Origin of the sequence: Rhizobium chutanense (assembly GCF_002531935.1) — a bacterium.
Taxonomy (GTDB): domain Bacteria; phylum Pseudomonadota; class Alphaproteobacteria; order Rhizobiales; family Rhizobiaceae; genus Rhizobium; species Rhizobium chutanense.
Window position 1 is genome coordinate 20,218 of sequence record NZ_NWSV01000019.1, and the last position, 23,516, is coordinate 43,733.

Consider the following 23,516-nt stretch of genomic DNA (forward strand, 5'->3'; position numbering starts at 1 on the left):
AACCCGGCGCCCGCGCCGGGTTTGTCGTTTCCTGCATCGTCCCAATCAGGGAATGGCGAAGAGCAGCGAGACGAAGAGGCCGAAGAAAATGATCAGGCCGACGCGGTTGTTCGACTTGAACAGCGCCAGGCATTGGGCGGCATCCTCGATATCGAGCCGGACGATCTGCCAGGCAAACATGCCGGCCGCGCCGAGCAAGGCCAGGAAAGCGATGAGATTGGCGCCGGCGAGCGCGAAAGCCATAAACATCAGCACCAGCGTCAGCCCGTAAAGGCCGATCAGCCAAATCCTCGTCCTGTCGCCGAACAGGCGCGCGGTCGAGCGGACGCCGATCAGCTCGTCATCCTCCTTGTCCTGATGGGCGTAGATTGTGTCGTAACCGATCGTCCAGGCGACGGAGGCGGCATAGAGCAGGACGGACGCAAAGGAAATCCCGCCCAAAATGCCGGCCCAGCCCATCAGCGCGCCCCAGGAGAAGGCAAGGCCGAGATAGAATTGCGGCCAGTCGGTGAAGCGTTTGGCATAGGGATAAAGCGCCACGATGCCGAGCGAGAGCACGCCGAGAAAGACGGTGAACCAGTTGAACTGCAAGAGCACGAAGAGACCGACCAGCGCCTGCAGGCCGATGAAGATTTTCGCCCGGGCGCGCGTGACGCGGCCGGAGGGGAGCGGACGCGAACGCGTGCGCGCCACTTCCATGTCGATCTCGTGGTCGACGAGATCATTATAGGTGCAGCCGGCGCCGCGCATAGCAACGGCGCCGATGAAATAGAGGAACAGGTGCGCCACCAGCAGGCTGCCGGAATAGAGCCCCTGGCCGATCGCCGCATTGGCGGCCAGCGTCGCCGACCAGAAGCACGGCCACATCAGCAATTGCCAGCCGATCGGGCGATCCCAGCGGGCCAGCTGCGCATAGGGCCAGAGCCATGGCGGCAGGATCCGGTAGACCCAGTTGTCGGAAGGCGCGTCGGAAACGCGATCGTTAAGGTGGTCGGTATCTTGCATGCCGCCATCTAGCGACCGGCCGGCGATCCGGTCAAGAATTGTTATGCGCCCGCGCCTTCGAAAGAACGCGCGGGCTTCGGCCATCACTGCAGGGAGAAATTGAACTTGTAGGTCGCCGAAACGCCGATCACGACCTGGTTCTTCGAACCGCGATCGCGCACCAGGCTGCTGTCGGCAGCCGGACCGGCCAGCCGCTTATATTCGAGGAAGGAGCTGGCCGAGAGGTTTTCCGTCGCCTTCCAGGTGATGGCCGTTCCCGCGCCATAGGACTGGATGCCCGACGACGGCTTGTAAGGATCAAGGCCGCTTGCCGCGGCATGTTTGGCGCTGACGCCGTAATAGGCGTCGTAATAGCCGGCGGTGGCGAATGTCGCGCGCGGGCCGCCTGACAGCTGCAGGTTGGGCGCAATATCGGTGAAGGCATCGACGGCGAGATCGGCGACGACGCCGTCGTGGGACCGGATGCCCTGGCGGACTTCGGCGCGGGCGCGCAGGAAATCGGTTGGGTAAACCTCGACGAAGCCGCCGGCTTCCGCCCCCCATTTGACCTTCCGCAAGCCCTTCAGGTCACTGTCGTCGCCGGCATCGCGCGACGGGACGAATTTGCCGACGAGGCCGGCGCGGAAGGCACCCTTGTCGATGAGGGCGAAAGACGGATTGTCGTTGCGTGAGGAAAAACGCGGGCCTGCACCCTGGCGGCCGACCGAGATCAGCGGGCTGAACTTGAATTCATTATGCGACGAGCCTTCGAATTTCGGAGCGGAGAAACCGGCGACGCCGACGCTCAGATACCAGTCGCCGGACCAGAAGGGCTGGCCGCTTTCCTGCGCGGCGGCCAAAGCTGGGAATGAAAGGGCAATAGCCAAAGAGATCGATACGACTGATCGATGAAACACGTCCGCACTCCAGAAAACGCAAAAACAAAGCCGCGGAGGGCGGCGGCGGCTACATTTATCGTGAGGTCGTTACCCCAATGTTAACCACGGAGACACAAAGGACGTGAAATGAATGGTGTGGAGATCCGCGAGAGCAGCCCCTCATCCGGCTGCCGCCACCTTCTCCCCGCTCGCGGGGCGAAGAGACCAAGCCGCAACCTCTCCGTACCCACCTCGCTCCCGCAAGGCACGCCCCCTCGCCCCGTTTACGGGGAGAGGGTTAGGGTGAGGGGCAGCTTCCGCGCAAACCGGACGTAAAATCGCTCCTGCAATTTTGGTGGAATTGCTTACCGCTGGTTCCACCCGCGGATAACCGGTTCGGTCAGATCATGCTCGTAGCCGAGCACGCTGATGCTTGTGGTGTCGAGGGAGAAATACACGCCGCCTTCCGGCGGCAGGCCGAGCCAACGGGCGGCGAGCACGCGCAGGAAATGCGAACTCGAGAAGATCAGAATGGTGCTGGCGGCCTCGCGAAGCGCATGGATGACGGCGTCGGCGCGGGCGCCGACATCGGCGGCGAACTCGCCGTTCGGGCAGCCATCGCGAAAGAGCTGCCAGCCGGGGCGGCCGGCGAGGATTTCCTTGGTGGTGATGCCTTCATAGGCGCCGTAATCCCATTCGGCGAGATCCTCCCTGATCACTGCACCCGATCCGAAACCGGCGAGCGCGCAGGTCGTGCGGGCCCGTGCGGACGGGCTCGACCAGACGGCGGAGAAGGAAAGGCCGGCCAGCCGTTCGGTCAGCTTGCGGGCGGCGGCCTCGCCATTCACAGTCAGCGGAATATCGGTTCGTCCGGTATGGCGCCCGGACCGGCTCCATTCGGTTTCACCGTGGCGGACGAGGTAGATTTCGGGAAACGCATTGCTCATCGGCATGCCCTTTCATTATGGCCGGCGCTGCCGCTCAGAAGGTCACCTTTTCGAGCGGCGGGCGCCTCGCCTCGAATTCCTGCAGCTTGGCTTCGTTGCGCGCAATGTAATTGCGGTTGTCGGGTACGGTGAACTGGTTCTTGGCGATCTGGATCTGCAGGATGAAGAGTTCGTCCCAGCGGAAACCCATTTCGGAACCGGCCAGGTAGAATTCCCACATGCGGAAGAACTGCTCGTCGTAAAGCGCCACCGCTTCGGCCTTGCGCGCCACGAAACGTTCGCGCCAATGGCGCAGCGTATAGGCATAATGCATCGGCAGGATTTCGACATCCCTGACCAGCAGCCCGGCCTTTTCGAGCGGCGGCAGGACCTCGCCGACGGAAGGAATGTAGCCGCCTGGAAAAATATACTTCTCGATGAAGGCGTTGGTGCCGAAGCTCGGCCTCGGGCGGCCGATCGAATGCAGCACCATGACGCCGTTATCGTCGAGCAGATCGGCTACCTTGCGGAAGAAGTTGGGGTAATTGCCGATCCCGACATGTTCGAACATGCCGACCGAGACGATACGGTCGAACTTTTGGCCGGCCATGCTGCGATAATCCTGCAGCTCGAAACGCACCCGATCGGCAAGTCCGCGCTTTGCAGCCCGGTCACGCGAGACCTTCAGCTGTTCTTCGCTGAGCGTGATGCCGGTAAAATCGGCTCCATCGGTCGCTTCCGTGAGATACAGGCCCATACCGCCCCAGCCCGAGCCGATCTCCAGGATACGCTGGTTGGGCCGAAGCAGGAGCTTGGCGGCGATATGGCGTTTCTTGGCGAGCTGCGCCTCGTCGAGACCAATGCCCGGCGGCTCGAAATAGCCGCAGGAATATTGCCAGTCCTCGTCGAGGAAAAGATCGAAGAGCTTGGCCGACAGGTCGTAGTGATGGGCGACATTGTGCTTGTTGCGGTTGACAGGCATGCGGCTCTTCAGCTGCTGCAAGGCAATGCGGCCGACGAGCAGTGCCGCCATCTTGAAATCGAAGATCTCGTTGGTGGTGTTCTGTTTCACCAGCGACAGGAAATCGTAAATATTGCCCTGTTCGAGAATGAACCGGCCCTGCATGTACATTTCGCCGAGCTTCATCGTCGGGTCGCGGCGGATGGCGTCCTCGGCCTCCTGATCGGCAAGGCGGGCCACCACGGTTTCACCGCTGCCGTCGCCGACCATGTGGGTGTCGCCATTGGCAAGGGTAAGTTTCAACGAACCCTTGCGGATGATTTGCTGGACGATCGAAAGGAAAGCCGACGCCATGGACGCCTCGCAAATGTGACAGGATAGTCACATCAACTTAGTGGCTCTCTTTCGCCTTACAAGCGCCGGATTTAGCACTCTCGAAATAACGCCGACAAACTGTGACATTTTTGCCGAAATACCGGCTAAACCCTTATTTTCGCTTCATGGCTTCGGCGAGTGCGGCGCCGAAAGCCCCCTGGCTCTCTGGTTTCGCCGCCGCCGGCCGGCGCTCGTTCTGCGGCCGGGAACCCTGGTTGCCGCGAGAATCGCCACGCGGCGCGGATGCGGAAGAACCGTCGTCGCGTTTCATCGACAGAGCGATGCGCTTACGCTTGGCGTCGACTTCGACGACCCGCACCTTGACGACATCGCCGGCCTTGACGACCTCGTGCGGATCCTTGACGAAGCGATCGGCAAGCTGCGACACGTGCACCAGGCCATCCTGGTGCACGCCGATATCGACGAAGGCGCCAAAGGCGGCGACATTGGTCACCGTGCCTTCCAGCATCATGCCGGGCTTGAGGTCGGAAATTTCGTTGACGCCTTCGGCGAAGGTTGCGGTCTTGAAGCTCGGGCGCGGGTCGCGGCCGGGCTTTTCCAGTTCCGAGAGGATGTCTTTGACCGTCGGCAGGCCGAATTTCTCGTCGATGAACTGACGCGGATCGACCGATTTCAGGAGGGCGCTATCGCCCATCAGCGCCCTGAGATCACGGCCGCAGGCAGCGACGATCTTCTTGGCGACGCCGTAGGCCTCCGGATGCACCGAGGAGGCATCGAGCGGCTCCTTGCCGTTGGGGATGCGCAGGAAGCCGGCACATTGCTCGAAGGTGCGGCCGCCCAGCCTCGCGACCTTCAACAGATCGCGCCGCGTTTCGAAACGGCCCTCGCTGTCACGGTGGCGGACAATGGCATCGGCAATCGACGGGCCGAGGCCGGAGACACGCGATAGCAGCGGCGCAGACGCCGTGTTCAAATCGACGCCGACGGCATTCACCGCATCTTCCACCACGGCATCGAGCGAACGCGACAGCTTCTGCTGGTCGACGTCGTGCTGATACTGGCCGACGCCGATCGACTTCGGCTCGATCTTGACGAGCTCGGCCAAGGGATCCTGCAGGCGCCGGGCGATGGAAACGGCGCCGCGCAGCGACACGTCGAGATCGGGAAACTCGGCCGCTGCGGTCGCCGAGGCGGAATAGACCGAGGCGCCGGCTTCCGAGACGATGACCTTGGTCGGCTTCGGCGCCGGCAGTTCGGCCAGCATGTCGGCCACCAGCTTTTCGGTTTCGCGGCTGCCGGTGCCGTTGCCGATCGAGATCAGCTCGACATTGTGCTTGCGGATCAACGATGCGAGCTCGATCTGGGCGCCGCGCACGTCGTTCCTCGGCTGGAAGGGATAGACGGTCGACGTCGCAACCACCTTGCCGGTGCCGTCGACGACGGCGACCTTGACGCCGGTGCGGATGCCGGGATCGAGACCCATGGTCGCGCGCGAACCGGCGGGTGCGGCCAGGAGCAGATCCTTGAGATTGCGGGCGAAGACATGGATCGCCTCCTCTTCGGCCCTTTCGCGCAGTTCCCGCATCAGGTCGAGCGACAGCGACATGGAGAGCTTCACCCGCCAGGTCCAGCTGGCGACCTCCATCAGCCAGCGGTCGCCGGGGCGGCTCGCACCGATCTCGTAAGCAGTCGCGATCATCCGCTCGACCGGCTTGTTCGGCGAGGCGGTCTCGGCGTCGGCCTCGATCGTCAGCGTCAGCACCTCCTCGTTCCAGCCGCGCAGCATGGCAAGCGCGCGGTGGCCCGGCGCAGTCGCCCAGCGTTCGGAATGGTCGAAATAATCGGAAAACTTCTCGCCCGCCGCCTGCTTGCCGTCGACGACCCGAGCCTTCAGCAGCGAAGCCTGGCGCATATGGGCGCGCAATTTGCCGAGCAGGTCGGCATTTTCGGCAATACCTTCGGCGACGATGTCGCGCGCGCCTTCGAGCGCCGTCTTCACATCGGCCACATCGGCCGTGACGAAGCCTTCGGCGAGCACCGCCGGCTCCCGGCCGCGCTCGGTGAGGATCGCCTCGGCGAGCGGGCCAAGGCCGCGTTCGCGAGCGATTTCGGCCCGCGTGCGGCGCTTCGGCTTGTAGGGCAGATAGAGATCTTCGAGCTCGGCCTTGGTTGCGGCGCCAGCGACTTTGGCCATCAGCTCGTCGGTCATCTTGCCCTGGCCGGTGATCGATTCGACGATGGCGTCGCGCCGGGCTTCGAGTTCGCGCAGATAGACCAGCCGCTCGGCGAGATTGCGCAGCTGGGTATCGTCAAGCCCGCCCGTCACTTCCTTGCGGTAGCGGGCGATGAAGGGCACGGTGGCGCCCTCGTCGAGCAGCTCGATGGCGGCCTTGGCCTGGTCCGGCCGGGCGTTGATTTCGGCCGAGATGCGGGCTGCGAGAAAACGAAGGTCAGCGGCCATGGGATTTCCTGTTCCGACGAAAGTTGCGGGACCATAGCGGCGAAAAGCGGCAAGGCAATGCCCGACTGTGGTTTCCACAGCGGAAGTTATTGGATTGGGGGGTCATTGGCGTTGTGCCGTGTGGCCCCCTCATCCGCCCTACGGGCACCTTCTCCCCCGAGGGGAGAAGGGACATGCCGCACTGTTTTCCTCCACCACAAAGGACAGCGGCAAGAAGAGGCCGTTGCCGCACCTCCCCTTCTCCCCAGCGGGGAGAAGGTGGCGGCAGCCGGATGAGGGGGCCTCACGGCACCATGCCTACCAACCATCCACCCCATCGCCCTCCTCCGTTTTTGCGGTTGTGCAGATGCGGCATTCTTTGATAGCAGAAGCAACGTTTTTGGATCGCCCTGCCCGCGGGCGCAAGGAAAAGAGTGACATGCCAAACCTTCTTCTCGAACTCCGCTCCGAAGAGATTCCGGCCCGCATGCAGCGCAAGGCTGCCGGCGACCTGAAGAAGCTCGTCACCGATGCGCTCGTCGAAGCGGGTCTGTCCTATGAGGGCGCGCGCGAATATTGGACGCCGCGCCGGCTGGCGCTCGACATTCACGGCCTGACGGCGCGCTCGGCCGATGTACGCGAAGAGCGCAAGGGACCCCGCACCGACGCCAACGAAAAGGCAATCGAAGGCTTTTTGCGCGGCGCAGGCTTGTCCTCGGTCTCCGAAGCCCAGGTGGTGAGCGATCCGAAGAAGGGCGATTTCTATGTTGCGGTCATCTCCAAGCCCGGCCGCGCGACTGAAGAGATCGTCACCGACGTGATGCCCGGCATCATCCGCGATTTTCCCTGGCCGAAATCGATGCGCTGGGGCAAGGCATCGTCCAGGCCCGGGGCGCTGCGCTGGGTGCGGCCGCTGCAGTCGATCGTCTGCACCTTCGGCCCCGAGCATGAAGAAACCACCGTCATTCCGTTCGAGATCGACGGCATCACGGCTTCCAACGTCACCTATGGCCATCGCTTCCACGCGCCCGAGGCGATCACGGTGCGGCGCTTCGACGATTATGCGGCGAGCCTGGAAAAGGCCAAGGTCATCCTCGACGCCGAGCGGCGCAAGGACATCATCCTGCACGATGCCCGCGACATCGCTTTCGCCAATGGCCTCGAGCTGGTGGAAGACGAAGGCCTGCTGGAAGAAGTCTCCGGTCTCGTCGAATGGCCGCAGGTGCTGATGGGCAGCTTCGAGGAGGATTACCTCTCCATTCCCTCCGAGATCATCCGGCTGACGATCAAGACCAACCAGAAGTGCTTCGTCACCCGCAAACAGGGTGAAGAGACGCTTTCGAACAAGTTCATCCTTATCTCCAATATCCAGGCGCATGACGGCGGCAAGGAAATCGTCCATGGCAACGGCAAGGTGGTGCGGGCCCGGCTTTCGGACGCACTGCATTTCTGGAAGCGCGACCAGGGCGACCTGCCGGATCTGGAGACGCTGACGGCTTCGGCGGCAAAGTTCGGCCTCGACCTGAAGAAGCCGCTCGACCAGCGCATGGCCAAGCTCGATGCGCTCGATGTGACCTTCCATGCCAAGCTCGGCACGCAGGGCGCGCGCGTCGCCCGCATCCGCGCCCTGGCTGGAGAACTGGCAAAAATCACCGGCGCCGACGCGGCTCTCGTCGATCGTGCCGCCGTGCTCACCAAGGCCGATCTGCGCACCGAAGCGGTCGGAGAATTCCCGGAACTGCAGGGCCTGATGGGTCGCAAATATGCGGTGTTGCAGGGTGAGCATGCCTCCGTGGCCGCCGCGATCGAGGACCATTACAAGCCGCAGGGGCCGTCGGACCGCGTGCCGGAGGACAAGGTGGCAATCACCGTCGCGCTTGCCGACAAGCTCGACACGCTGATCGGTTTCTGGGCGATCGATGAAAAGCCGACCGGTTCGAAGGACCCGTTTGCACTGCGGCGGGCGGCGCTGGGCGTCGTCAGGATCCTCCTGGAACGAAGGATCCGCCTGCCGCTGCTGGCGACGACGCGGGATATCGACCTCCTCTCCTTCTTCCACGACCGCCTCAAGGTCTATCTGCGCGACCAGGGCGCCCGCCACGATCTCATCGACGCCGTGCTGACGCCTGAAGCCGACGACCTGTTGATGGTGGCGCGCCGGGTCGAGGCGCTGACGGCCTTCATCACCTCCGAAGACGGCAAGAACCTGCTTGCCGGCACCAAGCGCGCGACGCAGCTGCTCGCCGCCGAGGAGAAGAAGGGCACCGTCATTGCCGACGGCGTTTCGCCGGCGCTGCTGAAGCTCGACGCCGAAAAAGAGCTGTTCGCCGCAATATCAGCTGCCTCGAAGGATGCCTCGGACGCCGTCGCCGGCGAAGACTTCCGCTCGGCAATGGAAGCGCTCTCCAAGCTGCGCGGCCCGGTCGACCGCTTCTTCGAAGACGTGCTCGTCAACGACGAAGACGCCGCCATCCGCGCCAACCGCCTCGCTTTGCTCAGGCTGATCCGCGAGGCGACGGGAACGGTGGCTGATTTCTCGAAGATCTCGGGATGATATTGCCAGCATGAACGGGGCGTTTGCCACGTGCGAGGCGGGTGAGAATGGAGAGGTCGCGGCATATCCTCTTCTCCCCAGCGGGGAGAAGGTGCCGGCAGGCGGATGGGGCCACACGGCACATCCTTCACGGAAATTCTATTCCGGCGCGCCGACGGTAACACGGCGCCCTTACGCCTTGAGCACGATCGAGACCACCGCGGCGCGGTCGGAGCTCGTATGGGCATTGTAGGAACGACCGGCGTCGGCGGCCCCCTCATCCGCCCTACGGGCACCTTCTCCCCGCTGGGGAGAAGAGGGAATCGAGACGTTGCAGCAATCAAATGAGCGGCAGATGCGGTTCGCCACCCCTTAAAATACCCCCCAACGCTGGCATTGCCGCCACCACCGCGCTAATCAAGCAGTTATGCAAAGCAAGATCCTCGTCAGCGCCTGCCTCATGGGGCACGCCGTCCGGTATGACGGGCGGGCGAAGCCGTTGCTTCATCAGGCGATCGAGACATGGCGGGCCGAGGGGCGGCTCGTGACGATCTGTCCGGAGATGTCGGCGGGCATGCAGGTGCCGCGGCCGCCGGCGGAGATCGCCGATGCGGCAACCGGCGAGGACGTGCTGGCCGGCACGGCGCGGGTCGTGGAATTGACCGGCGCAGACGTGACGGTAGAGTTTCTGCGGGCGGCGGAAAATGCCGCGGCGCTCGCAAGGCAGGCCGGCTGCCGCTATGCGCTGCTCATCGACGGTAGCCCGTCCTGCGGGTCCGGGTTCATCTATGATGGCACGTTTTCCGGCCGCCGGCAGGCCGGCAGCGGCGTAACGGCGGCAGCACTGAAAGCGGCCGGCATCGAAGTGTTTTCCGATCGGGAGATCGAGCGGCTGATCGAGCGCATCGCACAATAGGTCTCCAAATGACACGGCCGCCGGAGAACCGACGGCCGTTAAGAATTTTGTGATAAAAACCCTTGTCGTACCCGCGCCGTTTAAGCGGCGCGGCGCCTCTGATGCGTGGCCGGGGCCGCACTTTCGCCACTGACGCGGAAGCCGCGGATGAGGTCGATCAGTTCGTCGGTGTCGCTGGCGAGCGTCTCGGCCGATGCCGTCGTCTCCTCGGCCATGGCGGCGTTCTGCTGGGTGGCGGCGTCGAGCTGGTTCATCGACGAGGAGATCGAGCGCAGCGTCGTGTCCTGTTCGGAGGCGCTATGGGCGATCTTGGCGACGATCTCGTTGGCGGCCTTGATCTGGTCGGAGATGCGCTTCAGCGCCTCGCCGGCCTCGCCGACCAGGCGGACGCCGTGATCGACCTGGCTGGAGGAGCGGGCGATCTGGTCCTTGATCTCCTTGGCGGCTGCGGCCGAGCGCTGGGCGAGTTCGCGCACTTCCTGGGCGACGACGGCAAAACCCTTGCCGGATTCACCGGCGCGAGCCGCCTCGACGCCGGCATTCAGCGCCAGCAGGTTGGTCTGGAAGGCGATCTCGTCGATGACGCCGATAATCTTGGTGATCTCCGACGACGATTTCTCGATGCCGCTCATCGCCTCGATCGCCTGGGTGACGATCGCATCGCTATGGGTGGCCTCGGTGCTGACCGAGTGGACGCGCTGGCTCGCCTCATGGGCGCCATCGGCCGTCTGGCGGACCGCAACGCTGAGCTCATCGAGAGCAGCCGAGGTTTCTTCCAGGCTCGCGGCCTGGCGCTCGGTGCGCTGCGACAGTTCGTTGGAGGCGCGGCGAATCTCTTCCTTGCTGGTGCCGATATCGCTGCCCTTGGCGCTGACCTTGGCCATGGCGGCTTCGAGATGCGACAGCGCATCGTTGAAATTGTCGCGCAGGGCGGCGTATTTCTGGCCGAGATCGGCGCAGCGGACGGTGAGATCGCCGCGGGCGATCAGCTCCAGCGCCTGGCCGATCGTCGCCACCACACGCGCCTGCAGCGCAGTTTCGTCCTGCTGCTGGCGCAGATTGTTTTCGCGCTCGTTTTCCAGCGCCAGCTGCTGGGCCGCCTCGCGATCCGACATCGCATGGCGTTCCCGGATCTTTTCCTGCAGCGACTGCGTCGCCTTGGCCATCATGCCGACTTCGTTGTTCATGGTCGTGTGCGGGATGGCAATGGAGACGTCCTCTTCGGCGACGGCCTTCAGGGCGGCATGGACGTTGTTGAGAGGTCCCGATATGCCGCGGATGACGACGTAGGCGGCCGCCATGGCCAGGAAAAACAGGACGATGCTGCCGGAGAGCGCGGTCAGGATCGTGCTGTTGATCTGAGCATCGAGATCGTCCATGTAGACGCCGGTGACGACGACGACTTTCCAGGGCTCGAAGGCCTGGCCATAGGCCGTCTTGCGGTAATCGCCGGCGGGCTGACCGGGTTTGCTGGTGGAATAGAATTCGACGAGACCGCCGCCCTGCTGCCCGAGCTTGACCAGCTCTTCGCGGTAGAGCTTGCCCTTGCTGTCGGCCTGCCCCTTGAGGTTCTGCCCGACTTTGGCGGCATCGTAGTGGAACATCATCTGGACGTCGTAGCTATAGCCGAAGAAATAACCGTCGGGGTCGTATTTCATGCCGTTGACGGTGGCATAAGCCTGCTTCTGGGCATCTTCGAGCGTCATTTCGCCCGCGGTTACCTTCGCCTGATAAAGCTTGAGCACGGAGACGGCCGACTGAACCTCGGCGCGGAGCATGTCGTAACGCTCCTTGTAGATCGCATCGACCGAGGAGCGGATCTGCAGCGACGTGGCGATCGCAAAGGCGATCATCAGGCCGACGACCAGCAGGATGAGCTGCTTCGATATCTTCAAATTTTTCATGACGCCTCGCAACGGGGAAGGAATGGCTGCATTCCGGTGCGGTTTTCTACCGCCTGTGCGAGCGCGCCAAACAAGGCGGCGCGTCTACCGCTGCTAAAACAACATGCTGCGACCGGTGAGCAACAATTGATGCTGACTTTATAAAAAAGATTTAACTTTATTAAAAACGATGCGGATTCCCCTAAAAATAAAGGGGTCCAGTTATACAGCGCAGCGTCGGATTTCCGATGATCGCAATATCGCTCGTGTTGGAAATCTCAACTTGCCCGGCCCATCAAAACAAGAATGCACCCCCGCTGCTCATCGAGGGTGCATTCGGCCCACCTGCGGTGGACCCCCAAACGATCGAAACCTTGATCGGGCGGGGGCAGGGAACTTTATTAAAAGCGCAGCTCGAATTCGGAAACGTTAAGGGCTGCCGGCTGTTCAGTCATACCGGCCGCAACAGGCCTGGCATCGCCGCCGATGACGGCCGCTGTTTGTGCGCTCATGTCGATGCCGTCGGCCGGTGGGGCGGACGGTGCGGCCGCCACCATCGCTTCCGGAGTCGCCTTGGTGACGAAGACGACGGGTGAGCCGCCCATCCAGCCTTCGGTGCGGTAGATCTTCTTTTCGCCGCCGACATCGCGAACTTCGCTCGCCTGGAGGACGCCGGGCTTCAGCTCCGGCACCGTATAGTCCTTCTTGGTCGGATCGGCCTGGAGCGGCGGGCAATCGGCGCAGCTTTCCGCGACGATGCTGCCTTCGGCGCGCGGAGCGGTCTTGCCGACCACCTCGATCGAGGACGCCATTGCCGAGCCCGCCATCAGCAGGATTGCCGCACCGAGGAAAATCTGACGCATCAACGCACCTCCGTCTTACCGTAGGAGCGGTATAACGGAGCTTTGTTTCCATCCCGTCAGGGGAAAGGGTAAAAATTTAAAGAACAGGTCAGTTTATACTTTGTCCGAGCCGGCTTCCCGCTCGATTGCCCGCCAGCCGATGTCGCGCCGGCAGAAGCCGTTTTCCCATTTCACCCTGTCGAGCAGCGCATAGGCGCGGTCCTTGGCCGCGGCGACCGTGCCGCCCGTGGCGGTGACGTTGAGCACGCGGCCGCCGGTCGCAACCAGCGCCCCGTCCCTCAAAGCCGTGCCGGCATGAAACACCTTCTCCCCCTCGCCGGCATCCGGCAGCGAGAGGATCGGGGTGTTCTTCTCGTAGGCGGCGGGATAGCCCTTCGAGGCCATGACCACCGTCAGGGCCGGATCGTCGTTCCATTCGGCGCTGACCTGATCGAGCGTGCTGTTGGCGGTGGCGAGCAGCAGCGGCAGCAGATCGCTCTTCAACCGCATCATCATCACCTGGCATTCGGGATCGCCGAAGCGGACATTGTATTCGATCAGCTCCGGCCCCTTTGCGGTGATCATCAGCCCGGCGAAAAACACGCCGGAGAAGGGATGACCGCTCTCGGCCATGCCGCGCATCGTCGGCTCGATGATCTCCTTCATGGTGCGCTCGACCATTTCGGCGGTCATGACGGGCGCCGGCGAATAGGCGCCCATGCCGCCGGTATTGACGCCGGTATCGCCCTCGCCCACCCGCTTGTGGTCCTGAGCGGTTGCGAGGGGCAGCGCATGTTTGCCATCGCAGAGGCAGAAGAAGCTCGCCTCCTCGCCATCGAGATAGGCTTCGACCACGACTTCGGCGCCGGCCGAGCCAAAGGCGCCCTCGAAACAGTCGTCGACGGCGGCCAAGGCCTCATCCAGCGTCATCGCCACCGTGACGCCCTTGCCGGCGGCAAGGCCGTCGGCCTTGACGACGATCGGCACGCCCTGGGTGCGAATATAGGCTTTGGCCTTCGGCGCGTTGTTGAAACGCTGGTAAGCCCCTGTCGGAATGCCGTAGCGGGCGCAGATATCCTTGGTGAAGCCTTTCGAGCCCTCGAGCTGGGCTGCGGCAGCGGAAGGACCGAAAACCACGAGGCCATCGACGCGCAGCCGGTCGGCGAGGCCGGCGACCAGCGGCGCTTCGGGGCCGACGACGACGAAATCGATCGCCTTGTCCTTGCAGAAGGCAGCCACCGCTTCATGATCCTCGATGTCGACGGGCACGAGCACGGCGTGCTCGCCGATGCCGGGATTGCCGGGCGCGGCGTAGAATTCGCTCAGCAACGGCGATTGCGCCAGCTTCCAGGCGAGCGCATGCTCGCGTCCGCCCGATCCGATCAACAGAACCTTCATGCGCCACCCTTTCCTTTTGTCCCTGGCGGTTAAGGGCCAAGGGCCGAAAGGTCAAGCGGGAAAGCTTACCAGCCACCGCCGCCCCCGCCTCCACCACCGCCGCCGGACGAGCCGCCGCCGGAAAAACCGGAGGACGAGCTCGACGGCGGCGGCGCGGGTATGGTCGAGGCGATGGTCGAGGCCATCGACGAGGAAAAACCACCGATGCGATCGGAAAAACTGCCGCTGTTGAAATTGCCGGAATACCAGCCGGGCGCATAGGCCGCGGCCGCACCGGCGGCAGCCGCCGCAAGCCAGGCTTCGAAGGTGCGCGACCAGGGTTTTTCGACGCCGAGCGCCACCGCATAGGGCAACAACGTCTCGAAGTGCTGCGGCGACATATCAGGCGCGCCGGCCATGTTCATGCGGTCCTTCTCGGCCAGCGTCAGATATTGCCGCAGGCCGTCAATGCCGTCCATCATCCTGGCGCCGAGCGGGGTCGGCGCGCCCATGATGAAGACATAGAGGATGTTGAGCAGCACGATGCCGCCGACGGCAAAGAGCATCGGCGTTTCGTGCAGCTTCACCAGCGAGGAGGCGAGCGCCAGGACCACGGTTGCCAGGATGCTGATGCCGACGAAAACGCCGATCGCCGTGGCGATGACGGCCATGATCTTGCCGAACAGCGACGTGCCGCGATGCAGTGATTTGACCAAACCGGCGACGACCACGGCAACAAAGACCGCGATGGCGATCGGGATCAGCATCAGCGCGATCGTGTCAGGCTCGAGCGAGCCGAAGACGAACAGCGCCACCAGGGCGGCGGCGCTAAGCGCGATGCCGCCTGCTGTATAACCGAGATTGGAATTGTAATATTTGCCGCGGTGTTCCTTCTCGATCGCAGAGCGGAAGGACTGGCCAACCGTTTTGACTCGCTCGCCATTCGCCTTGTCGATCGCCAGCATCGCGCCGGCCCCGCCGGCGACTTTGAGCAGTTCCGTTTCGCCGGCCTGGAATTTCTCTCTGCCAAGGGGCTTGCCGGTGCCGCGGATGACGATAGAGTTCTTGAAATCTTCGAGCTTGACGTAACCGCGGACGGCAAGATTGAGGACGCTCGCGGCAAGCGCCGTCCATCCGCCGCCGGAGAAGCCCTTATTGTCGATGTAATTGACCAGCGCCGGCGAAATGCCGTCAGGCGCATCCCAGCGCGGCACGACGACGCCGCGGGCGGGATCGCGGCCGACTTTCAGCCAGGATCTGAGATAATAGGCGAAAACCAGGATCAGGCCGCCGAAGCCGATGAAATAATTGCGGTTGTCCTTCAGCCACCAGGTGCTTTCCATATCCGCACTCGGCGGATCGATCGAGCCCTTCGGCATGCGGATGGCGAAGGTCAGGCCCTCATTGGGGCCAAGAGGCGCCGTGGTGGAAAAGATAAGGCCGGCCCCGGTCTCGCTGACGCTGGCGTTCTTTCCCCTGGCACCCTGAGGGCCGGTGAAGAAAGTGGTCTGCGTGGCGCCGACATCCGGCGGCAGCTTCACCGTCGCCGTGGCCGAGCGGATCGGGAAGATCCAGCCGTTGCCGGTGACGTTCCAGTAAAGTTCGTCATGATCGTCGAAATAGCGGATCTGGCGGTTGGTCCTGTAGGTGAAAATATAGCGGTGGCGCCCGGGCGTCACCGTCACGTCGGCGGAGCCGGCATAGATGCGGATACCGCCCGAAATCGATTCCGTATGCCAGGGCTCGTCCGCGCCGTCGCGCGTGACCGACACCATATCGAAATCGACGCTGCGGCGGCGGCCTTCGGCATCGGTGAAATAGAGCGGGAAGTCACGGAAGATGCCGTGATTGATCCGGTTGCCCTCGGCATTGACGGTGATCGTTTCCGCGACCGTCATCGCGCCGCTTTTTTCCAGCGCGATGTCGGAGGCGAAACTGTCGATGACCTCGGCGGCAAAGGCGCCCGGGGCGGCCAGCATCAACAGCAGTGCAAGACAAAATCCGAAAAACCGACGCCCCATCCCTGTCTCCCGCCGGCAGCCTCGGCTGCGTTTCCGTCAATCTTTGTACGTCACGCCGAGGGCGGCGAGCGTCCGCCAATAGGCGGGATAGGTCTTGCCGACACAATCGGGATCGAGAATGGTGATGCCGTCGATCTTCAGGCCGGCGAGCGCGAAACTCATGGCGATACGGTGATCGGCGAAGGTATCGATCTCGGCCGGCAGCGTTTGACCGATGAGAGCAGGATCGGAATGGACGATCAGATCGTCGCCCTCCTCGACGGCCAGATCTTCGCGGATATTGTTGAGCCCCGTGGACAGGGCGCGGATGCGGTCGCATTCCTTGACGCGCAGGTTGGCGATGCCGACGAAGCGGACCGGCGTTTCGTTGAAGGCGGCAAGCACGGCGATCGTCGGAACGGCGTCCTGCATCTGCGAGCCATCGATTTCAGCCGGCAGATGCGGGAATTGGGCGATCGTCTCGTAAGCCTTGGCATCCGGCTGGGTGAAGGCATCGTTCGGCACGCCGAGATCGATCTTGCCATCGCTCAGAACTTCGGCCGCCCAGAGGTAGGTCGCGGCGGATGCATCCGGCTCGATGACGAAATCGGCGGCGCGGTAGCCTGTGGGATCGACGCGCCAGGTGACGGGGCTGGTCTTGTCGACCTTGGCGCCGAAAGCCTTCATTGCCGCCGTGGTGAGGTCGATATAGCCGAGCGCGCCGATATCCTCGCCGACAAGTTCGATGTCGACGGGCCGATCGCCACCGGCCGCCATCATCAGCAGCGCCGAGACGTACTGGCTGGACAGCCCGCCATCGATCAGGATCCGGTCGGCCTCAAAGCGGCCGGTACCCCTGACGGTGACCGGCGGGCAGCCGGTCTCGGCAGTAACGTCGATGCCGAGCGTGCGCATCGCCTCGACCAGCGGGCCGATCGGGCGCTTGCGCATATGTTCGTCGCCATCGACGATGACGGTGCCGTCGACCAAGGCGGCCGCCGCCGTCAGGAAGCGGGTCGCCGTGCCGGCATTGCCGAGGAAGAGCGGCGCCTTCGGCGGCTGCAGCCTGCCGCTGCCGGTGACGACGAAGGTGGTGTCGTCGGGCTCGTCGATCGTAACACCCATCGCACGCAGCGCATCGGCCATATAACGTGTATCGTCGCTCTTCAGCGCGCCGGTCAGCCGGCTCGTGCCCTTGGCAAGGCCGGCGAGCAGCAGGGCGCGGTTGGTGATCGACTTGGAACCCGGCGGCATGGCGCGGCCCGAAAGCGGCTTGCCCGGCGGGATGATCGTGAGTTTGGCTGTGCTTTTCATGCTATGTCTTCCGTCCATGAGACGACCCTGGCGGCCGCAAATCTGCCCTTGCTCTTAATCGTTTTCTCGCAAAGGCAAAATGCCGGATCGTCAGAATTTGACGCTGGGGACGGCGCGATCGGCCTCGTTGGTGATTTCGAAATAGTCCCGCTTGGCAAAACCGAACTGGCCGGCGACGAGATTGGAGGGGAAGCTTTCGACCTTGACGTTCAGATCGCGGGCCGCACCGTTGTAGTAACGCCGCGCCATCTGCAGCTCGCCCTCCATGGTTTCGAGCGAGGCCTGCAGTTCGGCAAAGTTCTGGTTGGCCTTGAGATCGGGATAGGCCTCGGCGAGCGCGATGACCCGGCCGAGCGCCTGGCCGAGCAGACCCTCCGCCTGCGCCCTGCCCGCAACATCGCCCGATGGCACGGCCTGCGCCTTGTTGCGCAGCGAAACCACCTCTTCGAGCGTCGACTTCTCATGGGCCGCATAACCCTTGACCGTCTCGATCAGGTTCGGGATCAGATCGGCGCGGCGCTTGAGCTGGACGTCGATGCCCGACCAGGCCTCTTCCGCCATCTGCCGCGAGCGCACCAGGCCATTATAGATGAAGACGATGTAGAGTGCGATGACAACGAGAATAGCGAGTATCACATACATGCAGATCAGCTCCCCGATTTAATGATGGCACGTTAGTGATTCGGCATGACAAAGTCATCTTGGCGCGGTCATTCTTCGGCTGATTTTGACGAGACTTCGATGGATAGCCGCTCGTCTAGGAGCTTATCAGCCAATCAGGAGCATAACTTCTCTTTCGTCATACTCGGGACAAGACCACTGCTATCCGTTAAAAAATTTGGAATAGATGGTGTCATCCGTATTCCTCTCACCCGTTAGGAGGGCCAAAGGGAACGAATAAGGTGGCCGCTTGCTCCCTCATTCCTGTGCCTGTCACAGGAATCCAGTGCGCCCAAGTCCTTGGGCGCGAAAGACTCTTTTGTTTGAAGTATTGATTCAATCACGGCGCGGACGCGCCGTGGCTGGATTCCTGTGACGAGCACAGGAATGAGGGAGCTTGGGGGAAACGTTCCCGCTGAACTTTCTGCCGGCATTGCCGACAGTTATGTATCGGCAGTGAAGGTGAGAGGCATCCACCGACGCGCACCGGAGAGCGGTGGCACAACGAGACCGAGGTTTGTCAGCAAACTGGCAGCTCTTACGCCGCCTCTTTGGCCAGATTGACGCCGCCGGCGTCGGTCAGCAGGAAGGCTTCGCCGCAGGCCTTGGCGAGCGTGCGCACGCGCAGGATATAGCTCTGGCGCTCGGTCACCGAGATGACGCCGCGGGCGTCGAGCAGGTTGAAGACGTGGCTGGCCTTGATGCACTGGTCATAGGCCGGGAAGACGCATTTGTGCAGGCGCTGGTTGGCGTTGTCGCCGGGGGCGCCGGCGTCGAGTAGTGCGCGGCATTCCTTCTCGGCATCGACGAAGTGGCGATGCAGCATCTCGGTATTGGCGAATTCGAAATTGTGGCGCGAATATTCCTGCTCGGCCTGCAGGAAGACATCGCCATAGCTGATCTTTTCGTCGCCTTCGCGGCCGTTGAAGTTCAGGTCATAGACATTGTCGACGCCCTGGACATACATGGCGAGGCGTTCGAGACCATAGGTCAGTTCGCCTGCGACCGGCGAACATTCGATGCCGCAGACCTGCTGGAAATAGGTGAACTGCGAGACTTCCATGCCGTCGCACCAGCATTCCCAGCCGAGGCCCCAGGCGCCGAGCGTCGGGCTTTCCCAGTCGTCCTCGACGAAACGGATATCGTGCAGCAGCGGATCGAGACCGATCGCCGCCAGCGAGCCGAGATAAAGCTCCTGCAGATTGGGCGGGTTCGGCTTCAGGATGACCTGATACTGGTAATAATGCTGCAGCCGGTTCGGATTTTCGCCATAGCGGCCATCGGACGGACGGCGCGACGGCTGCACGTAAGCGGCCTTCCACGGCTTGGGGCCGAGCGCGCGCAGCGTCGTGGCCGGGTGGAAGGTGCCGGCGCCGACTTCCATGTCGTAGGGCTGCAGCACCGCGCAACCCTTGTCCGCCCAGTAGCTATGCAGGGTCAGGATCAGCGCCTGGAAGGAGCGCTTCGGGTTCATATGGTCTGGGATAGCGGACATGAAACGGCACCGATTGCTTGGGAATTATCGGCGCGACAGGTGCCATGGAGGGCGGCGGGGGTCAAGGCTTTTGCGGCGATGTACCGATCCAAGACCCCTCCCCAACCCCTCCCCACAAGGGGGAGGGGCTAACCCGGAGCACCCGCCTCGCTCCTCCCGAGACGTCGAAGATCTGGAAAGCGGGTGCGGCAAATTTAGCCCCTCCCCCTTGTGGGGAGGGGTTGGGGAGAGGCTTCCTTTGCCTCTAAATCGTGGTCTTGATCTTATTCCTCATCCCGCTTCAGCCGGTATTCCCCCGTCACCGGGTCCTTGACCAGCGTGCCGATCGCGCCGGTCTGGCGCTCCTTTTCGGCGCGGCGCGACTTTTCGGCGAGCTTGCGGGCATCGGAGACGAAGCGGCGGTAGAGCCACCAGGCGGAGAAAACCAGGACCAGGATCGTGATAAGCTGTGCCATTCCCCTCTCCTGCCCTCCTTAAAGCCCGAAACGGCTCCACAATGCCCTTTCTTCGGCCGCTTCGACAAGCCCCGTCGCGAGACCGGATGCCGCACTTTCGAGTGTAACAGGCGAGACGCCGGGAATACGGCGGCCGAACAGGCCGCGGCCGGCGGAGACGAGTTCCAGCTTGGTCTTCTGGCCGTAACGCCGCTTCAGTTCCTGGCGCATGTCGCCGAGGCCATCGACAAGGCCGAGCTCAAGGCCGCGGGTGCCGCTCCAGAACAGGCCGGAGAAGACCGCCGCATCGTCCTTCAGCTTGCCGGCGCGGCGCTCGCGCACCATCGCGATGAAAACCTGGTGGATTTCGAGCTGCAGGCTCTTCAGATACTCGATGTCCTTTTCCTTTTCCGGCTGGAACGGATCGAGGATCACCTTGTTTTCACCGGCGGTATAGACGCGGCGTTCGACGCCGATCTTCTTCAACAGTTCGGGAAAACCGAAACCGCCGGAGACGACGCCGATCGAGCCGACGATCGAGGTGGCGTCGGCGATGATCTCATCGCCGGCAAGCGCGATCATGTAACCGCCGGAGGCTGCGACATCCTCGACGAAAACCAGCACTTTCTTCTGCTTCTCGCGGGCGAGTTCACGAATGCGGGTGAAGATCAGCCGGGACTGGACGGGCGAACCGCCCGGCGAATTGATTGATATGGCAACCGCCGGCGCGTCCTTCACGGCGAAGGCCTTTTCCAGAACCGGCGCGACATTGGCGAGATTGAGAGCCGGCCGGAACTGGCCGCCGCCGCTGACGATTGCGCCCTGCAGCCGGACGACCGGGATGGTCAGACCATCCTTGCGGAACCGTTTCGGCAGCAGTTTTCTCAACAATCCGGCCATTTCGCATCCTTCGCTTCGCGTCGTCCGATCGTCAATCGCGATCGGCATCCATGTATGCGCTGGAACGACAAACGCAATGGCCGCGTTCTCGAAAACATGCAGTTTGATTTTCTTGTTGCGAATGACTTGCATTATCATTCTAATCCGTCATAGTGCAGCCGAGATAAACAGGTGGAAAACGCATGGACGCCCTAAACCCGAATGCAAGAAGCGGCTGGCGGCACGAACGCGGCGAGGCATCGCTATCGGATGTCTACCGCACCGTCGGAACGGGGCGTCACAGCTCGGTATGGCGGCGGGCGGCGGCCTTTGCCGGGCCGGGCTACATGGTCGCCGTCGGCTATATGGACCCCGGCAACTGGGCGACCTCACTCGCCGGCGGCTCCAAATTCGGTTATGCGCTGCTGACCGTCGCCCTGCTTTCCAACCTGATGGCAATCGTGCTGCAATCGCTCTGCGCGCGTCTGGCGATCGCGTCCGGCCGCGACCTCGCACAGGCCTGCCGCGACGCCTTTCCGAAATGGGTTTCGGTGCCGCTCTGGGCCTTTGCCGAGATCGCCATCATCGCCACCGACATCGCCGAGGTCATCGGCACGGCGATCGGCCTCAACCTGTTGATGGGCATCCCGCTCGAACTCGGCGTGCTGATCACCGCGCTCGACGTCTTCGTCATCCTCTTCCTGCAGAAGCTCGGTTTCCGCTGGGTGGAGGCCTTCATTATCGCGCTGCTCGGCGTCATCGCGGTCTGCTTCGGCGTGCAGATCCTGCTGGCCGACCCGCAATGGGGCGCCGTCGTCACCGGCTTCTTCCCGACAACCGAGATCGTCACCAATCCGGAGATGCTCTATCTGGCGCTCGGCATTCTCGGCGCGACCGTGATGCCGCACAATCTCTACCTTCATTCCGGCATCGTGCAGACGCGGGCCTATGGCCATACCGTTCGCGAGAAGAAGGAGGCGCTGACCTTTGCGACGATCGACTCGACGGTGGCGCTGTGCTTCGCGCTGCTGATCAACGCCTCGATCCTGATCCTGGCGGCTGCCGCCTTCAATGCGCATGGGAAGACCGACGTCGTCGAACTCGGCGATGCCTATTCGCTGCTGTCGCCGCTGCTCGGTCTCGCCATCGCGCCGACGCTGTTCGGCATCGCGCTGCTGTGCTGCGGCCTCAACTCGACGGTGACCGCGACGCTTGCCGGCCAGATCGTCATGGAAGGCTTCCTCAAGATCAGGCTGAAGCCGTGGATGCGCCGGCTGATCACCCGCGCCATCGCCATCGTGCCGGCGGCGATCGTCACCATCTGGTATGGCGACAAGGGCACGGCCGAGCTGCTGATCCTGACACAGGTGGTGCTCAGCCTGCAGCTTTCCTTCGCCGTCTTCCCGCTCGTCATGTTCACCGCCAGCAAGGCCAAGATGGGCGAACTGGTGGCGCCGCGCTGGCTGAGCGGCATCGCCTATCTGATCGCCGTCGTCATCGCCGGCCTGAACGTCAAGCTGCTCTTCGATTTCGTCACCGGCTGAAGCAATTCCAGGAAAAGTGTGATGCGGTTTTCCGTCCGGAATTGCGTTAGAAATTAAAGCCTGGCGTAAGCCGCCCGGCCATTGTTGAAGTCATCGACGAGAGGGGAGAACTTGTGGCTCCCCTCTTCGTGCATGATGAGGGCGGCGCGCAGCGACAGCCGCGCCCGCGATCCCTTGATCGCGGTCACCAGGATACGCACGGCATTTTCACCCGCGCGCGGATGGATGGCGGTCACTTCGATGCCGCCGAAGCGCCGGCCGCAGGCATCGATGATCTCGGCGATCGATTCCGGCCTGGCGATCAGCGACAATTGCCCGCCCGGGATCATGATCGCGCCCGCCGTGCGGATCCAGCTTTCGAACAGGCCGTCGGTCATCGCATGGGCTTCGGCCTTCAGCGCATCGGGCGTGCGCCGGTCGCCGGCATCGTTGAAGGGCGGGTTCATGATGACGTGGTGGAAGCTCTCATCGATGAGGCCGGCATCGTTGCGCGCCCTGGCCGTCAGCGTCACATCGGCCTCGACGACGCCGACGCGGCCCGCGACATGGGCATTGCCGGGCAACAGGATGCTGCGGCGGGCATAATCGGCCATCTCGGCAGACCGCTCGAACAGCACCACCTCGGCATCGGCAAGCCGCGAGGCGACGGCAAGGCCGGCAGCACCGGCGCCGGCGCCAAGATCGGCAACCCTGACCGGGCGCTCGTCGGCGACGAGGGCTGCCAGCAGCATCGCATCCATGCCGGAGCGATGGCCCCTGCCCTTCGGCTGCACCACATGAAAAGCGCCGCGGTGGAAGGCATCGATGGTGTCCGTGGGCTTCCCGGTCATGTCAGGCTCATTTCTTCTCGCGCAGCTCGCCGCCGAGACCGGCATCGATCAGGATGCGGCGCGCCTGATCGGCCATCTCCTCATCGACCAGCAGACGGCGCGGCAGCATGCCGAGCGAGCCCTCCAGCACGCTCATGCCCTGGTCGGCGATGAAGCAGTGAATTCCCGCATCCTTCATCAAACTCTCGGCAAAGGACAGCAGAACGGGGTCGTTGGCGCGGATAAGCTCATGCATTTGCCGTCGTTTTCCTTCCAATTTCGTTCAGCGCGACAATTCACCCCTT

At 63.1% G+C, this 23,516-nt stretch carries 19 protein-coding genes; 3 read left to right on the forward strand and 16 right to left on the reverse strand.

Annotated features, from left to right (window positions below; translation table 11 throughout):
• Positions 1 to 45: 45 nt before the first annotated feature.
• From ubiA to CO666_RS23175, 5 genes are all read right to left on the reverse strand, one after another.
• On the reverse strand, positions 46 to 1,005 hold the full coding sequence (gene ubiA / locus CO666_RS23155) for a 4-hydroxybenzoate octaprenyltransferase (RefSeq protein ID WP_097614577.1): 960 nt from the start codon (positions 1,003 to 1,005) through the stop codon (positions 46 to 48).
• Positions 1,006 to 1,088: 83 nt separating this feature from the next.
• Positions 1,089 to 1,901, reverse strand: coding sequence for a MipA/OmpV family protein (locus tag CO666_RS23160; protein WP_097614506.1), 813 nt, complete (start codon positions 1,899 to 1,901; stop codon positions 1,089 to 1,091).
• A 326-nt stretch (positions 1,902 to 2,227) separates the two neighbouring features.
• Positions 2,228 to 2,809, reverse strand: a complete 582-nt coding sequence (locus CO666_RS23165) for a histidine phosphatase family protein (RefSeq protein WP_097614578.1) — start codon at positions 2,807 to 2,809, stop codon at positions 2,228 to 2,230.
• Between the two features lie 34 nt (positions 2,810 to 2,843).
• Entirely contained in the window at positions 2,844 to 4,103 is a 1,260-nt protein-coding gene (locus CO666_RS23170; protein WP_097614507.1) for a cyclopropane fatty acid synthase, read from the reverse strand.
• A gap of 133 nt (positions 4,104 to 4,236) precedes the next feature.
• On the reverse strand, positions 4,237 to 6,546 hold the full coding sequence (locus CO666_RS23175) for a Tex family protein (protein ID WP_097614508.1): 2,310 nt from the start codon (positions 6,544 to 6,546) through the stop codon (positions 4,237 to 4,239).
• A 418-nt stretch (positions 6,547 to 6,964) separates the two neighbouring features.
• On the opposite strand from CO666_RS23175, the gene glyS reads away from it, so the two are divergent.
• Both glyS and CO666_RS23185 read left to right on the forward strand, forming a co-directional pair.
• Entirely contained in the window at positions 6,965 to 9,079 is a 2,115-nt protein-coding gene (glyS, locus tag CO666_RS23180) for a glycine--tRNA ligase subunit beta (RefSeq protein ID WP_097614509.1), read from the forward strand.
• Between the two features lie 406 nt (positions 9,080 to 9,485).
• The gene (locus CO666_RS23185) at positions 9,486 to 9,974 is read left to right on the forward strand and encodes a 2-thiouracil desulfurase family protein (protein WP_097614510.1); all 489 of its coding nucleotides are present in this window, start codon (positions 9,486 to 9,488) and stop codon (positions 9,972 to 9,974) included.
• An 80-nt stretch (positions 9,975 to 10,054) separates the two neighbouring features.
• Here the strand turns inward: CO666_RS23185 and CO666_RS23190 are convergent, their stop codons facing one another.
• The 9 genes from CO666_RS23190 to CO666_RS23235 all read right to left on the reverse strand — a co-directional run bounded on the left by CO666_RS23190 (position 10,055) and on the right by CO666_RS23235 (position 20,879).
• On the reverse strand, positions 10,055 to 11,878 hold the full coding sequence (locus tag CO666_RS23190) for a methyl-accepting chemotaxis protein (protein WP_097614511.1): 1,824 nt from the start codon (positions 11,876 to 11,878) through the stop codon (positions 10,055 to 10,057).
• A 380-nt stretch (positions 11,879 to 12,258) separates the two neighbouring features.
• Positions 12,259 to 12,720 carry a plant virulence effector HPE1-like domain-containing protein gene (locus tag CO666_RS23195; protein ID WP_097614512.1) on the reverse strand — a complete coding sequence of 154 codons (462 nt, stop codon included), beginning with the start codon at positions 12,718 to 12,720 and terminating at the stop codon, positions 12,259 to 12,261.
• 93 nt (positions 12,721 to 12,813) lie between these two features.
• Positions 12,814 to 14,097 (reverse strand): phosphoribosylamine--glycine ligase, encoded by a 1,284-nt coding sequence (gene purD / locus CO666_RS23200; RefSeq protein ID WP_097614513.1) that lies wholly within the window; start codon positions 14,095 to 14,097, stop codon positions 12,814 to 12,816.
• A gap of 65 nt (positions 14,098 to 14,162) precedes the next feature.
• Complete coding sequence (locus CO666_RS23205) at positions 14,163 to 16,097, reverse strand: DUF2207 domain-containing protein (RefSeq protein WP_097614514.1); 1,935 nt, start codon at positions 16,095 to 16,097, stop codon at positions 14,163 to 14,165.
• Positions 16,098 to 16,133: 36 nt separating this feature from the next.
• Positions 16,134 to 17,390: a 3-phosphoshikimate 1-carboxyvinyltransferase gene (locus tag CO666_RS23210; protein WP_097614515.1), complete on the reverse strand. Its 1,257-nt coding sequence runs from the start codon at positions 17,388 to 17,390 to the stop codon at positions 16,134 to 16,136.
• A gap of 90 nt (positions 17,391 to 17,480) precedes the next feature.
• The gene (locus tag CO666_RS23215; protein WP_097614516.1) at positions 17,481 to 18,032 is read right to left on the reverse strand and encodes a LemA family protein; all 552 of its coding nucleotides are present in this window, start codon (positions 18,030 to 18,032) and stop codon (positions 17,481 to 17,483) included.
• 556 nt (positions 18,033 to 18,588) lie between these two features.
• Positions 18,589 to 19,545: a glycine--tRNA ligase subunit alpha gene (locus CO666_RS23225; protein ID WP_028756701.1), complete on the reverse strand. Its 957-nt coding sequence runs from the start codon at positions 19,543 to 19,545 to the stop codon at positions 18,589 to 18,591.
• 263 nt (positions 19,546 to 19,808) lie between these two features.
• Positions 19,809 to 20,000, reverse strand: coding sequence for a hypothetical protein (locus CO666_RS23230; RefSeq protein WP_003584596.1), 192 nt, complete (start codon positions 19,998 to 20,000; stop codon positions 19,809 to 19,811).
• An 18-nt stretch (positions 20,001 to 20,018) separates the two neighbouring features.
• Positions 20,019 to 20,879: a S49 family peptidase gene (locus tag CO666_RS23235; protein WP_097614579.1), complete on the reverse strand. Its 861-nt coding sequence runs from the start codon at positions 20,877 to 20,879 to the stop codon at positions 20,019 to 20,021.
• A 182-nt stretch (positions 20,880 to 21,061) separates the two neighbouring features.
• Between CO666_RS23235 and CO666_RS23240 the strand changes: the two genes are divergently transcribed.
• Positions 21,062 to 22,402, forward strand: a complete 1,341-nt coding sequence (locus CO666_RS23240; protein WP_097614517.1) for an Nramp family divalent metal transporter — start codon at positions 21,062 to 21,064, stop codon at positions 22,400 to 22,402.
• 53 nt (positions 22,403 to 22,455) lie between these two features.
• Here CO666_RS23240 and CO666_RS23245 read toward each other — a convergent pair whose 3' ends face one another.
• Complete coding sequence (locus tag CO666_RS23245) at positions 22,456 to 23,232, reverse strand: tRNA1(Val) (adenine(37)-N6)-methyltransferase (protein WP_097614518.1); 777 nt, start codon at positions 23,230 to 23,232, stop codon at positions 22,456 to 22,458.
• Between the two features lie 7 nt (positions 23,233 to 23,239).
• Complete coding sequence (locus CO666_RS23250) at positions 23,240 to 23,467, reverse strand: putative signal transducing protein (RefSeq protein ID WP_085736404.1); 228 nt, start codon at positions 23,465 to 23,467, stop codon at positions 23,240 to 23,242.
• Between the last annotated feature and the right edge of the window lie 49 nt (positions 23,468 to 23,516).